General features: G+C 41.3%; 14 protein-coding genes. 7 read left to right on the top strand and 7 right to left on the bottom strand.

Features of this window, described 5'->3' with window-relative positions; genetic code table 11:
* Positions 1–9: 9 nt before the first annotated feature.
* The 5 genes from astA to JG479_RS01105 form a co-directional block, all read right to left on the bottom strand.
* Complete coding sequence (gene astA, locus JG479_RS01125) at positions 10–1,026, bottom strand: arginine N-succinyltransferase (RefSeq protein WP_002958860.1); 1,017 nt, start codon at positions 1,024–1,026, stop codon at positions 10–12.
* Positions 1,027–1,111: 85 nt separating this feature from the next.
* Positions 1,112–2,317, bottom strand: a complete 1,206-nt coding sequence (locus JG479_RS01120; RefSeq protein WP_002958859.1) for an aspartate aminotransferase family protein — start codon at positions 2,315–2,317, stop codon at positions 1,112–1,114.
* A 379-nt stretch (positions 2,318–2,696) separates the two neighbouring features.
* Complete coding sequence (locus JG479_RS01115) at positions 2,697–3,857, bottom strand: HDOD domain-containing protein (protein WP_002958858.1); 1,161 nt, start codon at positions 3,855–3,857, stop codon at positions 2,697–2,699.
* Between the two features lie 43 nt (positions 3,858–3,900).
* Entirely contained in the window at positions 3,901–4,482 is a 582-nt protein-coding gene (locus tag JG479_RS01110; RefSeq protein ID WP_024596662.1) for an anthranilate synthase component II, read from the bottom strand.
* Between the two features lie 177 nt (positions 4,483–4,659).
* Positions 4,660–5,649, bottom strand: coding sequence for a zinc-dependent alcohol dehydrogenase family protein (locus tag JG479_RS01105; protein ID WP_200219759.1), 990 nt, complete (start codon positions 5,647–5,649; stop codon positions 4,660–4,662).
* A 124-nt stretch (positions 5,650–5,773) separates the two neighbouring features.
* On the opposite strand from JG479_RS01105, the gene JG479_RS01100 reads away from it, so the two are divergent.
* Together JG479_RS01100 and JG479_RS01095 are read left to right on the top strand one after the other, a co-directional pair.
* Positions 5,774–6,670, top strand: coding sequence for a LysR family transcriptional regulator (locus tag JG479_RS01100; RefSeq protein ID WP_200219758.1), 897 nt, complete (start codon positions 5,774–5,776; stop codon positions 6,668–6,670).
* A 159-nt stretch (positions 6,671–6,829) separates the two neighbouring features.
* Positions 6,830–7,072 carry a YdcH family protein gene (locus tag JG479_RS01095; protein WP_002958856.1) on the top strand — a complete coding sequence of 81 codons (243 nt, stop codon included), beginning with the start codon at positions 6,830–6,832 and terminating at the stop codon, positions 7,070–7,072.
* Between the two features lie 62 nt (positions 7,073–7,134).
* On the opposite strand, the gene JG479_RS01090 is transcribed toward JG479_RS01095, so the two are convergent.
* Positions 7,135–7,491, bottom strand: a complete 357-nt coding sequence (locus JG479_RS01090; RefSeq protein ID WP_200219757.1) for a putative quinol monooxygenase — start codon at positions 7,489–7,491, stop codon at positions 7,135–7,137.
* Positions 7,491–8,321 carry an SDR family NAD(P)-dependent oxidoreductase gene (locus JG479_RS01085; protein ID WP_200219756.1) on the bottom strand — a complete coding sequence of 277 codons (831 nt, stop codon included), beginning with the start codon at positions 8,319–8,321 and terminating at the stop codon, positions 7,491–7,493. Before JG479_RS01085 ends, JG479_RS01090 begins: the two co-directional genes overlap by 1 nt.
* Positions 8,322–8,588: 267 nt before the next feature.
* On the opposite strand from JG479_RS01085, the gene galE reads away from it, so the two are divergent.
* The 5 genes from galE to JG479_RS01060 are packed head-to-tail and all read left to right on the top strand — an operon-like array spanning position 8,589 to position 14,182.
* Positions 8,589–9,602: a UDP-glucose 4-epimerase GalE gene (galE, locus tag JG479_RS01080; protein ID WP_101164424.1), complete on the top strand. Its 1,014-nt coding sequence runs from the start codon at positions 8,589–8,591 to the stop codon at positions 9,600–9,602.
* A gap of 1 nt (position 9,603) precedes the next feature.
* Positions 9,604–10,668 carry a UDP-glucose--hexose-1-phosphate uridylyltransferase gene (locus JG479_RS01075; RefSeq protein WP_182720190.1) on the top strand — a complete coding sequence of 355 codons (1,065 nt, stop codon included), beginning with the start codon at positions 9,604–9,606 and terminating at the stop codon, positions 10,666–10,668.
* Entirely contained in the window at positions 10,658–11,806 is a 1,149-nt protein-coding gene (gene galK, locus JG479_RS01070; RefSeq protein WP_200219755.1) for a galactokinase, read from the top strand. Before JG479_RS01075 ends, galK begins: the two co-directional genes overlap by 11 nt.
* Before the next feature lie 19 nt (positions 11,807–11,825).
* Positions 11,826–12,830, top strand: coding sequence for a Gfo/Idh/MocA family protein (locus tag JG479_RS01065; protein WP_200219754.1), 1,005 nt, complete (start codon positions 11,826–11,828; stop codon positions 12,828–12,830).
* Between the two features lie 29 nt (positions 12,831–12,859).
* Entirely contained in the window at positions 12,860–14,182 is a 1,323-nt protein-coding gene (locus JG479_RS01060) for an alpha/beta hydrolase family protein (protein WP_200219753.1), read from the top strand.
* Positions 14,183–14,199: the final 17 nt, after the last annotated feature.

Genomic DNA, 14,199 nt, shown 5'->3' with positions numbered 1-14,199 from the left:
TCTCCTAAATTAAATCGTGGTTGCACTAACAATATCGCCAGTTTGCAAATGCAATGCATCTGCTACTTCTTGCGATAAAATAAGGCTTTTTGCGCGCTCGTCAAATGTCATTGGTGCAACGGTTGCTCTAAAATCTTCAAGCTTTTCGTTAGCTAGTAACACCATGGTGTCGCCAGTCATTTCGCCAATTTCAACGTTAAAGTTATTTGCATTACGAATCGTCGCAATGTTATCTACTTTTGCTTCAACCGTTGGGCCGCCGTCAAAAATGTCTACGTAGCCATTAAACGTAAAGCCTTCGCTTTTTAATAACTCGATTGCTGGGCGTGTGTTGTCGTGTACTTTACCTATTACGGCTTGCGCATCTTTACTTAGCAAATTTACATAAATTGGGTATTTAGGCATTAATTCAGCAATGAAAACCTTTTGGCCAATACCTGTTAGGTAGTCGGCTGTTGGAAAATCCATTGAGAAAAAGTGCTCTTCAAGCCACTGCCAAAAAGGGCTACTGCCGTTTTCGTCAGACACACCGCGCATTTCTGCAATCACTGTTTGTGCAAAACGCTCTTGATGCTGCTTTATAAACATAAAGCGCGCTTTTGAAAGTAGCTTACCGTTACAATTTTTACGATAGCCATCTTTTAAAAACAATGTGCAAAGCTCTGTAGCGCCTGTGTAGTCGTTACATAGCGTTAAAATATCAACCGCTTTGTATACGTCTAATGTGCGCGAAGAGTGAATCACTTTACTTAAGTGATAATGATAAAATGCATCATCAAGCCCTACCGCAGCTTCAATTGCAGACGTACCTACAACATCACCGGTTTCGCTATCTTCAAGAACAAACAGGTAGCCTTCGTCACCGGGTTGTGACGTTTGCTTAGCAAATGAACTTACAGAATGGTCTATTTTCTTTTGCAATAGTTCTTCGTTTAATGGCAAAGACGTAAAACCATGCCCAGATTCGTGGGCAATTTTCAGTAATGCTGAGTAATCATTTTGCTGGATTGGGCGAAGGATCATCATGAGTCCGCTTGCTCCCTTATAAATAACGGTAAATAGGAATTGCAGGGCAAGCGGTGCTTGCCCTTAATTGGTTGGCTTAAGTCGCTTATGCGTTTACTACGCTTGCTACTGCTTTTTCAAAGCGTGCCATACCTTCGCGAATGTCCGCTTCAGGAATTACTAAAGATGGAGTGAAACGTACTACGTCTGCACCGGCAACTAGTGACATAAGGCCTTGCTCAGTACCTGCCACTAAAAACTCTTTTGCACGACCTTTGTATTGCTCGTTCACTACTGCACCAATTAATAAACCTTGGCCACGGATTTCGCTAAATACGTTGTATTTTTCGTTAACCGCGCTAAGTAGTTCATTAAATAATGCGGCTTTTTCTTTTACGCCAGCCAGTACTTCTGGGGTATTTACTGTATCAAATGCAGCTTCTGCAACAGCACACGCAAGCGGGTTACCGCCATAAGTAGAACCATGTGTGCCTACTTTAAGGTGCTGTGCAATTTCAGTTGTTGTGATCATAGCGCCAATAGGAAAACCGCCGCCAAGTGCTTTAGCCGAAGTTAAAATATCAGGTACTACGTTTAAGCCTTGGTATGCGTATAAATCGCCAGTACGGCCAACACCTGTTTGAACTTCATCAAAAATAAGCAGTGCGTTATGTTTAGTACATAAATCGCGAACACCTTGAGCAAACTCATCAGTTGGTGAAACAATACCGCCTTCACCTTGAAGAGGTTCCATCATTACGGCACATGTTTTATCGCTGATAAGTGCTTCAAAAGCAGCAAGGTCATTGTAATCGCAATGTACAATGTCGCCAGGCTTAGGGCCAAAACCATCTGAATATGCAGCTTGGCCGCCAACAGTTACGGTAAAGAATGTGCGACCGTGGAAACCTTTGTTGAACGCGATGATTTGTGATTTTTCTGCGCCAAACTTATCAAGTGCAAAACGACGTGCTAATTTAAGCGCGGCTTCGTTTGCTTCTGCGCCAGAGTTGGCAAAGTAAACTTTTTCAGCAAATGTCGCATCAACCATTTTTTTAGCTAGGCGAAGTGCCGGCTCATTGGTCATTACGTTAGATAAATGCCAGATTTTTTCGCCTTGCTCTTTTAATGCGCCTACTAATGCAGGGTGGCAATGGCCAAGACAGTTAACTGCAATACCACCAGCAAAGTCGATAAACTCTCGACCTTGTTGATCCCATACGCGAGAGCCTTCGCCTCGAACAGGAATTACGCTTGAAGGTGCGTAGTTAGGAACCATTACGTGATCAAATAATTCGCGATTGACTGTCATTTTATTTCCTCTTAATTGTGAGCAACACAAAACATCAAAATAGGTGTTTGGTTAATATTTGTAACCAACTTTATAGGCAAGATCAGTAACCTGATAATTGCGCAAAATTGCTTTGTGGTTCAATTTTCAGACGCACATTATTTCAGAATTACTTATATCTGTCTCGTTAAAAACTTTCATGTATCCCTTGAAAATAAAGGGCTAAAGATATTATTTCATAGATAGTGAATAACTATTTGCATAGCTATTTATGCTTATTTTTAGGCAACTAACCGCATGAGTACAGAGGCGCACACGCTTTAATCGGCAAATATGTAATATAACAATAAGATGAAAATGAATGGTTAGTCGCAAAAAAATTAACAAAAAATTCAGATTTTTAGTCAATTTGAATAGCTAAATTGGTAAAATTACTCGATTGGAGGGTTTTTAGTTCCGTTTTAGTGAACTTAAAGTGCGAAAACCAGCTTAGAGCTTCATCAGGTTCAATAAGTTGATGTTCTTTTAAATTAAGATATTGAGAATAGCACCGTGCCTTTAGCATTACTTCTGTTAATGGCAGTAATGTATCGCCCTTATCTACCCCATTTACTAGCTGCTGCATTACCCCTTTAAACGGTAAATATTTAAAAGCCATTTTGTCTATTACCTTAGCGCTTACTTCTATCGATTTATTGCTAAGTAGAGTGGTTAAAAATAACGGGTCGGGCTGTAGCTCTAATAATGCGGTGTGTAAATCTTTTTGGTTTTCATTTCGGGCTAGCTGTACTTTACGTTGCCATATTTGCTCAAACGTTTTTAAGTACAAGCGCACTAATGCAATTCGCCCTACATCTAAAAGCATACCAAGGGTAAATGCATGAACGTCATTTACATTGTTAATTTGTGCAATTTTTTGCGCAGCAATGGCGTTTGCCATGGCACTGTCACGTAAACGACGTTTTAATAACGAAAATGGTTCGGTGCTATGTGGCATCCAATGGCGGGCAGCAAATGTAGGAATAACTAGCTGTAAGTTATCAAGGCCAATATAACGAAGGGCGAGCGATGGCTTATCTACTTTTACAGACGTGTTTTTACTACGTTGATTACGATAGTAAGGTAAATTAACGAGCGTTACTAACTCCCTACCCAACCAGCTTATATCATTAACCAATGGCTCTAAACGCCCTACCGACGCTGACTTTACCGCTAATATATCGAGTATATTGGCAATACCATCTTCAATACCTATGGTGCTATGAATTACGCCATCTATATCTTCGAGCTGCTTATATATAGCTGTTTCAATTGTTTTGTGCAGTTGCTCACTGGCTTGAGCGCGGTACTTATGATGTGCAGTACTGCTTTGCTGGCGTTTATTCTGTGCGGCCACTTCAACCTGAAGCAAGGTACGCTGCTTCATGGGTTCGCCGTAATCTATATCTAATGTATGAATGAAACCAATTTGCTGATGCGCAAAGCTATGCCCAAGCAATAAGTCATGAGCTCGTTGGCTTAGTATTTTGGCAGTACGCTGCTGGGCTACAAGTTCAGTCATGACATCCATTAATAAAGTATAAAATGCTATGTGTATTATAACATTAGAAGCGAGTTAAAAAGTTATCAAGCAGTTCTAAGCCTTGAGCAGTTAAAATAGCTTCGGGATGAAACTGCACACCTTCGATAGCAAGTTCATTGTGTAACAACCCCATAATTTCGTCAAACTCGCCTTGCTCAGTTTGAGTCCATGCGGTTACTTCAAGCTCTTTAGGCAGAGTTTGCGCTTTAACCACTAAAGAATGATAACGACATACCGTTAACGGATTAGCTAAGCCTTTAAACACCCCTTTATTAGTATGAACTATGGGTGATGTTTTACCGTGCATTACTTTTTTAGCACGAATTACATCTCCACCTAAAGCTTGCGCGATAGTTTGATGTCCCAAGCAAATCCCTAAAATAGGATATTGCCCTTTTAGTTGCTCAACAACATTTAGTGAAATACCCGCTTCGTTAGGGGTGCATGGCCCTGGCGATAACACGATGTGCTGCGGGTTCAACTGTTTTATTTGTGCAATGCTTAGCTCATCATTACGTTTTACTAAAACGTCTTGATCTAAACGCTGAAAATATTGCACTAAGTTGTAAGTAAACGAATCGTAGTTGTCGATCATCAACAGCATTACACAACAGACCTTATAAATTATTGACCACTACTTTACACAAGTGGTACTAAGCGCTGCATTCTACCACTATTAATTCGTCAACATAAATGAGGTTTGTTTATCTTATGTTAGAGCTATCTTTAGAAGGAATATTAGAATTATAAAGAAGCCGGCTAAAAAGCCGGCCTTAATGCATTATTGTACGTTTATAACCACTTTACCCAGTGCTTGGCCACTTGCTAAACGATCATGCGCTTTAGCTGTATCTTCTAATGTAAAATCTTGCTCATCAAGTACTGGGCGCATACCGCCAGCTTCTACAATTTGTGCAAGCTTTGCTAGTTTGTCGCCATGATCTTGACGATTAAAGTCGTGGATCATCGGGATAAGCATAAAGATTACGTTTAACGATAACCCTTTAAAGTGTACTGGGCTTAAGTCTACTTCTAATAAAGAAAGCGTTGTAGATATCTGTGCATTTAGCTTTGCTGCAGCAAATGAGTTAGTAAGGTTACCACCACCTACTGTATCAAATACCATGTCAAAGCCCATATTACTGGTGTGTTTTTCAACGTATTGCTCTACAGTTTCGTCTTTAAAGTTAATGCCTGTAGCGCCAAAGCTTTCTATTAGTGCTAGTTGCTCTGCGTTACCGCCAGTTGAGTAAACATCAGCGCCAAAGTGTTTAGCTAGTTGTACTGCTAAATGGCCTACACCACCTGCACCACCGTGCACTAACACTTTTTGTCCTGCTTTTACATTTGCACGTGTTAAGCCTTCGAGTGCTGTAATACCTACTAGTGGAATAGCGGCTGCTTCTTTCATGGTTAGATTTTTAGGTTTGTGAGCAATTAAGCGCTTATCAGCAAGCATAAACTCAGCAAGTGCACCTGGTAAATCGCCTAGGCCACCAGCACAACCGTAAATTTCATCACCTACAGTAAACTCTGTTACACCGTCTCCCACAGCTTCAATAGTGCCCGCAAAGTCCATACCTAAAATGCCTGGTAACTTTGGAGCAAATGGTAAATCGGCACCCATTTGACGAATCATCATATCAATTGTATTTACGCTAGTTGCAGCAATGCGAACCAATACGTTACCTGCGGTTACTTGTGGTTTTGCAACCTCTGCTGCTACAAACTCTTCAGTGCCACCAAAATTATTAATTGTCATTGCTTTCATGAGTGTTGCCTCTATTAGCTGTTTATAGTTAATGTGTAATGAGGTTTCATTGTAGCTTTGCCTTTAATAAATGATAATAAGGCTAAATACACAATCTGTTTCAACATAATATTGAGAATCGAGTATGAATAATGACCACCTTGCTTTGTTTGTACGCATTGCTAATACATATAATATAAGCCTAGCAGGAAGAGAGCTTGATTTATCACCAGCAGTAGCGAGTGCATATATTAGCAAGCTTGAGGAGAACTTAGGAGTACGACTTATTCATCGTACTACGCGCAAGGTGTCGCTGACCGAAGAAGGCGAGGCATTTTTACCTCATGCACAAGAGGTGCTAGCAACATTAGAAACCGCACGCGCCTCGGTAGGTGCAGGAAGCTTAGTGCCGCAAGGTATATTACGTATCACTGCGCCTGCTTCTTTTGGACGCATGCATATAGTCCCTGCCTTAAAAAGCTTTATGCAAAAATACCCAGGGCTGACTATAGATTGCCGCTTTAGCGATACTATTGTTGATTTAGTAGAAGGCGGTTTTGATATTGCAATTCGCGATGCGGCACTTAAAGATTCAAACCTAATTGCTCGCAAACTGGCATCTGATAACCGTATTGTATGCGCATCGCCTGAGTATATAGCTAAAAACGGCTTGCCTAAAACACCGCAAGATTTAGTTAATCATCAAACTATTAACTTAGCCAGTATAGAGAGCTGGGGTTTTAAATCAGGTAAAGACACTCTTAATATTAAAACCAAAGGCGCACTTCGTTTTGATAACGGTGAAGCCGTTCGTGATGCGTGCGTACAAGGGTTAGGTATTACTATTAGTTCAAATTGGTGTAGCTATAAATATTTAGAAGATGGCAGCCTAGTAGAAGTGTTAAAAGACTTTCCGCTGGTAGCTAATGCCGATATTTGGGCTGTATATCCAAGCAATAGATTATTAGCCCCTAAGGTGCGTGCGTTTATCGATCATTTTATTGCCTACTTTGGTGAAGTCCCTTATTGGGAAAAACAGTAACGGCTAAAAAGTAAAAACGGTTGTTTGCGCTACATCAAATTAACGGCTCGATGGTTGAATTATATCTATGTAAGCCCCAGTGTATTGTATGAAAGGCAGTAATTCACTTATACAACTCACTTACTTGTGAGCTCATTTATATCCTACAAAGGAGCGAATATGTTAGGCGAAGACCACTCATTAACAAATGACTTTCCAGAGTACTTAAAGACCATTGCCGAGTTAAATGAAAGCGATACTGAATTTGCAAAAAAAGCAGATAAGTACGACAAGCTAGATAAAGAGATTAGAGTGTTAGAGCTCAAAGATGCGCCCATAAGCGATGAACAAATGCATCTATTAAAACACGAACGTACAGAACTAAAAGATTGGCTATACGAACGCTTGCAGCAAGAGCAGTAATGCAACTAAAAAAAGAGCTCACTGATGAGGTGAGCTCTTTAGATCAACAATGGGTATTTTCTCTAAAACTTTACAAAGCCACCCACAGGTTTCATAAATACACTGCTTGGGCCTGCAAAGGCTTGTGCAAACTCTTCTGATAATTGACTAAATACCGTTACTTTATCCATATCAACTACGCTTAAAAATAGTGGGCCACTTTCGCCCCAACCAGCAAGATGCGCTTTAGCAGCATCTTCATCTTGGTAACGCTCGTAAATATGTACCTTGCGTTTGTCTTCACTTACTGCCCACTCATACATTAAAGTGCCCGCTTCACTTTTAGCCAAAGTAACTAATTGTGCCATTACCAGTAAAAACTCATCGTATTTACCTTCTTTAATTTGGCCTTGTACTGTCCAGCTAACATGATTTTTCATTATGCTTTACCTAATTTAAGCTGTGCTAAAATACTGTCTAACGTATCTACTAGTTGTTGATTTTTAGCATTATCAAGTGCATCAACATGAGGAGGCGCAAAGCGTCCTGTATCGTTATCAAAATACAGGCCTGCGGCATCTTTAAATTCATCACTAAGCGCTGCGCGACAAAAAATATTTGCGCCAATTTTTAAATCCCCACCATCTATAGCGTAAGCGTCTTTTACCATTTTGCTTCCCAGTAACGATTTAGGGTTTACCGATACAACTAATGGCCCAGTATCTTTAAGCTCAAGCCCTAAATGACGCGACCACATAGTAATAGCCAATTTACTTTGTGCATAAGCCGCACTATCAGAAAGTTCAGTGTTACCCATAAGTGCATTTAAGTTAACGCTTGATTGCGCAGCTGATGACACATTAACCACTCGCGAATCATGACCAAGGACAGGTAATAATAGTTTTGTAAGAAGATATGGCGCAATCGTGTTTACAACAAAGCGAGCATCAAGGCCATCAATTGTTGTAGCATCAACTAATTGATAAACGCCTGCATTATTAATAAGTACGTCAAGCTGGTTATTATTTTCGGCCAAATCGGCTAATACATTTTTTGCCAAAGTTTGAACTTGGCTCATATCGCTTAAATCAGCAATATAAGTATGTGTACTTGCCTTTGGGTATTGCTCGGTTAAAGCTACTTGTAGCGCATCGAGCTTTGCTTGGCTGCGGCCATGTAATAATACGGTGTGACCTTGTGCTAATAACATCTTTGCAGTTTCTAGCCCAATGCCATCGGTAGCACCGGTAAGTAAAATTGTTTTGTTCATGTTGATCTCTCCTTACTTTATTTTCGCTATATTAGCACCCCGACTTACTGCTGATAATTAGGCCAATAGTTGAATCAGTTTATAGAATTAATTGATAAAGCTAAGCCTATGTTAGTTAATATAAAAGCATTCCTTTAAAAGGCAGATGAGTGTTTAAGCTGAATATTTTTTATGCTTTTATTTGAATTACTCAGCAATCATAACTATTGTTTTTAAACCACCTTAATAGTAGTATTTATCATATAAATACACTTTTCGAGAAATAACATGAAAGTTTTAGTTACTGGCGGCATGGGTTACATAGGTAGCCACACATGTATTGCATTGCATGAAGCAGGTATTACACCTGTTATTTATGATAACTTGTCTAATGCAAGTGCGCGGGTACTTGACCAACTCGAAAAGATTACGGGTACTCGGTTTGAGTTTATTTTGGGGGACATACAAGACGAGCAACAGTTTAAGCTCGCTCTAAAACACACTAAAGCCGAAGCTGTCTTTCACTTTGCAGCTTTAAAAGCCGTTGGCGAATCTACCGAGCAACCGCTGCGTTATTATCAAAATAACGTGTCGGGAACATTAAGCATGCTACAAAACATGCAAGATGAAGGCGTTAACCATATTATATTTAGCTCATCGGCTACTGTGTACGGCGAGCCAGACTACCTCCCTATTGACGAAAAGCATCCTATACGCGCAACTAATCCTTATGGTTGGACTAAAGTCATGGTTGAACAAGCCATGCAAGACGTATGTAATGCCAACAGTCAATTTATGGGTATTGCGCTTCGTTACTTTAACCCAGTAGGTGCACACCCAAGTGGTTTATTAGGTGAAAGCCCTAATGGTATTCCTAATAACTTAATGCCCTTTATTGCTCAAACTGCAGTAGGTAAACGTGACGTGGTCAATATTTTTGGTGACGACTACGACACCGAAGATGGCACAGGCGTGCGCGACTATATTCATGTTTTAGATTTAGCTAAAGGTCATGTTGCGGCATTTATGCAGCATAAAACAGATACCGCCTTTCATGCTTACAACTTAGGCACAGGGCAAGGTTATTCTGTACTTGATATGATCAACGCATTTAGCGCATCAGCCAATAAAGATATTCCGTATAAGATTGCACCGCGTCGAGCAGGTGATATTGCCTGTAACTACGCCGATGCCACAAAAGCGCAAAACACACTTAACTGGCACGCAGAACTAACACTTAGCGACATGACAAACGACACATGGCGCTGGCAAACTAATTACCCAAGTGGGTTGGAGAGTTAACATGGCTTTATTAGAAAGTACTCACAGACGTAAAAATCCGCTAACGGGTCGTTGGGTATTAGTGTCACCACATCGTAATAACCGCCCATGGTTAGGCGCAACAGAAGCCGTTAACGAAAACGTATTACCAAAACACGATGAAAACTGCCCACTTTGTCCAAGCAACACCCGTGCAAATGGCGACAGCAATCCAGATTACAAATACACACACGTATTTAGAAATGACTTTGGCGCATTAACACCTAATGCCAGCGAGCAATTACAAAGCTTAGAATCAGACAGCGATTTATTCATTGCCGACGAAGCCAGTGGCGAATGCCGCGTAATTTGTTTTTCTCCAGAGCACAACAAAACACTACCAGAGCTTAGCCAAAACGCATTGCACGAAGTAGTGAAAACCTGGAAACAAAATTACACAGAGCTTGCACAGCAGTACGAATGTGTACAAGTTTTTGAAAATAAAGGCGAGATCATGGGTTGTTCGCAACCTCATCCTCACGGCCAAGTTTGGGCTCACTCGCATTTATCAACCGAAATAGAAGCCGAAGATACCCAGCAGCTTGCTTATTATAAAAAGCATGGCACAGCTATGCTTGCCGATTACGCGCAAAAAGAGCAAGCAGATCAAACACGTGTTGTATTTGAAAACGAACATTGGCTTGTAGTGGTGCCATTTTGGGCAGCATGGCCGTTTGAAACAATGCTAGTAACTAAAGATAACATTCAAAACTTTAGCCAGCTAAACGATGCGCAAACAGACTCTTTGGCTCAGGCACTTAAAGTATTAACCACTAAGTACGACAACGTATTTAATTGCAGCTTCCCATACTCAATGGGATGGCACAATGCACCGGCTAACAGAGGCTCTGATGAGCAACATTGGCGTTTGCATGCCCATTTTTATCCGCCGCTACTTCGCTCTGCTACTGTTAAAAAACACATGGTAGGCTACGAAATGCTAGGCGAAAGCCAACGCGATTTAAGCGCAGAAACCGCTGCTTCTATTTTAAAAGCAGCCAGTACAACACACTATAAAGATACAGCAGGACACACAGATGAAGCTTAACGAATTCCAACAACAATTTTTGTCACTGTATGGCGCGCCTGCTCAAGGTATTGCTGCAGCACCGGGGCGTGTAAACCTTATTGGCGAATTTACCGACTACAACGACGGTTTTGTTTTACCCTGTTCGTTAGAGTTTCGTACCCAAGTAATGTTCAAAGAGCGCGACGACAATATTATTACTGTGCATTCTTTAAATTACCCAGGCGAAAAAGACAGCTTTAGTGTTGATGAAGAAATCACTGAAGGCCAGTCGCAGTGGGGTAACTACATTCGTGCTGTTACTTATGTTCTTAAAAGAGCGGGCTACACACTGCGTGGTGCCGACCTACTAATTGACAGCAACTTACCGCAAGGTAGTGGCTTGTCGTCATCGGCCGCACTAGAAGTTGCAGTTGGCGGTATGTTTAACCATATTGCACAGCTTGGTTTACCGCCAGAGCAAATTGCGCTATTTGGCCAAGAAGCCGAAAACGACTTTATGCATTGCCAATGCGGCATTATGGATCAGCTTATTTCAGCTAAAGGCGAGAACGGTCATGCACTATTAATCGACTGTGAAAACTTAGCAACTAAATCAGTTAAAGTTCCTGATGATTTAAATATTGTTATTGTTAATTCAAACTACCCGCGTAAGTTGGTTGATAGCGAATATAACCAGCGCCGTATTGACTGCGAACAAGCTGCTGTAAAAATGGGTGTAGAAACACTTCGCCAAGCCACCATGGCTGGCCTGCAAGCAGTAAAAGCGACATTAAGCGAAAACGAATATAAACGTGCACATCACGTAATTAGCGAAAACGACCGTGTAATTGCAGCAACTACTGCACTACAAAATAACGATATGGATGCACTTCGCACGCTAATGGCAGCATCGCATCAATCTCTTAAACACGACTTTGAAGTAACCGTACCAGCAACCGATGGCCTAGTAGAAATTTGTAAAGAAGCGATGGGCGATCGCGGCGCAGTTCGTATGACAGGGGGTGGTTTTGGTGGTGCTATTGTATGTTTGTGTCGCGATGCGGAAGTACCTCTTATTAAAGCTGCGGTAGAAAAGCATTACTTTGAGCGCTTTAGCTTAAATGCTGATATTTACGTATGCTCAGCGGGTTCAGGATTACAAATTACGTCTTTTTAAATAAACTTAAGGAATAAGCATGGCAAAGGTTAATTGGGGAATTATTGGGTGTGGCAATATAGCTCACACCTTTGCTAAAAGCATTGCGCATTGCAGTGATGCACAGCTTATTGGCGCTGCATCAACGAGTATGCAGCGCGCTAAAGAATTTGCCACACCGTACAATATTCAAGGCTATGAGAGCTATCAAGCTCTTATGCAATGCCCAAATATAGATGCTATTTATATTGCCAATACGCACGATCAACACTTTAAAACTATCGCCCAATGCTTAAAACACAATAAGCACGTGCTAAGCGAAAAACCAATTACCGTTAATGCTAAGCAGTTGCAAAGTCTCACTGAGCTTGCAAAGCAACAAAACTGCTTTTTAATGGAAGGCGTTTGGATGCGATTTTTACCCGCCATAGTAAAATTACAACAGCTTCTAAATGAAGGTGTTATTGGTAATGTGCACAGTGTTAATGCCAACTTTAGTTTACCCGGCAGCTTTTCCGACACTCACCGATTAATGAACCCTGTAACAGCGGGTGGCGCCCTACTCGATTTAGGTATTTATCCTATTTCGATTGCTGATGTGGTATTTAATAAAGCCCCTGAACACATCAAATCCTTTGTACATAAAAGCACAACCGGCGTTGATGAGCGAAGCACTGCTATAGTTGATTACGGTAACGGGCAATTTGCATCTCTTGCCAGCGCACTACAACAAAGTGGCCCCACAGAAGCATGTATTAATGGTGAGCTTGGCTATATTCGAATACCTCAGTTTGTAGGTGCAAAAACACTAGAGCTACACATAAACGACCAAGACCCGCAATGCTTTGAATACAACTTTAGTGACGATGAAAACTTTAAGTTTGAAATTGCACATGTCACGCAGTGTATATTACAAAAACAAACCCAAAGCAGCGTGTTGCCCCTCAGCACTAGCTTACGAGTTATGAACATAATGGATACCTTACGAGCACAGTGGCAGTTGCAATATAGCAATGCCGTCGAGTCGGCTGAACTGACAAATTAAAAAATAAAAATACACAACAAGGACACACAATGACACACACACTCAAGGCGCTTTCAAAAGCCATGTTACTTGCTACGTGCAGTTTATCTGCCAGTGTAGCTGTGGCTCAATCTAATAAACCAGAGCAGCTATACCCGCCAATCACTAGCGAAGTACTCCCAGAGCTTGCAGCTAAAGGTAGCTACAATGTAGGTGTGCAAACACTTGATTTAGTTAACCCTGCGCAATTTGACCCCGCTACACAAGGCCAAAAAGATCGTCCTTTAAAAGTAGAAGTGTGGTATCCGGCTGCAAATACAGCAAAAGCGCCACTTACCAGCTACACAGATGAAACTCGCTCAGGTAAAGAATTTACTTTGCAAGCCGATGCAATGCGTGATGTCGCCATTAATAATAAAGAGCACTACCCTGTCATTGTGCTTTCGCACGGTTATACCGGTTACCGTACAATTATGTACTACCTTGGCGAGCATTTAGCGTCGCACGGTTACATTGTGGTAGCTATTGATCATACTGACTCAACCAATGCCGATGTTGATTTTGAAAACGCACCGTTCTCTGGCTTTTTTAGCACGCTTATAAATCGCTCACGCGATCAGCAGTTTGTTATTAATTATTTTAATGAGCAAAACAACTTTGCAAGCAAGCAAGTAGACAACAAAAGCGCAGGTGTAATTGGTTACTCAATGGGTGGCTATGGCGCGGTAAATACAATAGGTGGTTGTTTCGCTTTTAATGAGCAAACTACGGCTATGTTTACGGGTATGAAAGACCCAGCTCAAATTAAACAAGTACAGCAATTACTAAACAGCTGCGCTGGTGGACAATACCAAAATCCAAAAGTAGACCCTCGTATAAAAGCCATGGTGGCCTTTGCACCGTGGGGCGGACAGCACGCTATATTTGATGCCAAAGCAATGGAAAATATTAAAGTACCTTCGCTTTATGTAGCTGGTAACTTAGATGACATTTCAGGCTATGAAGGCATTAAAAGTCTTTATGAACAAACAGGCAGCAAAGATAAGTACATGCTTACTTACAAAAATGCACGCCATAATATTGCACCACACCCAGCCCCTGCTATTGCACAAAGCAGCAGTGAGCTAGATATAGGTCATTACTACGAGCCTTCGTGGTCTATGCGCACACTAAACGAGACCAACAAACACTTTGTACTTGCCATGATGGATTGCCACGTAAAAGGCATAGCCAGCGAGTGTAAATACTTAGATTTACCACAAAACGGCGACCAAGCTGTTGTTGATGGTAAGCCGCTGCCACAGTGGCGCGGGTTTGATAATCGCTTTTCTACCGGTATGGATTGGCAACAAGCTAAACCTCACACCAAGTAATAATAAGCTTTAAGCGG

The sequence above is a fragment of the Pseudoalteromonas sp. LC2018020214 genome, assembly GCF_016598755.1.
GTDB lineage: Bacteria > Pseudomonadota > Gammaproteobacteria > Enterobacterales > Alteromonadaceae > Pseudoalteromonas > Pseudoalteromonas distincta.
This window is presented reverse-complemented; position numbering and strand designations above follow the sequence as displayed.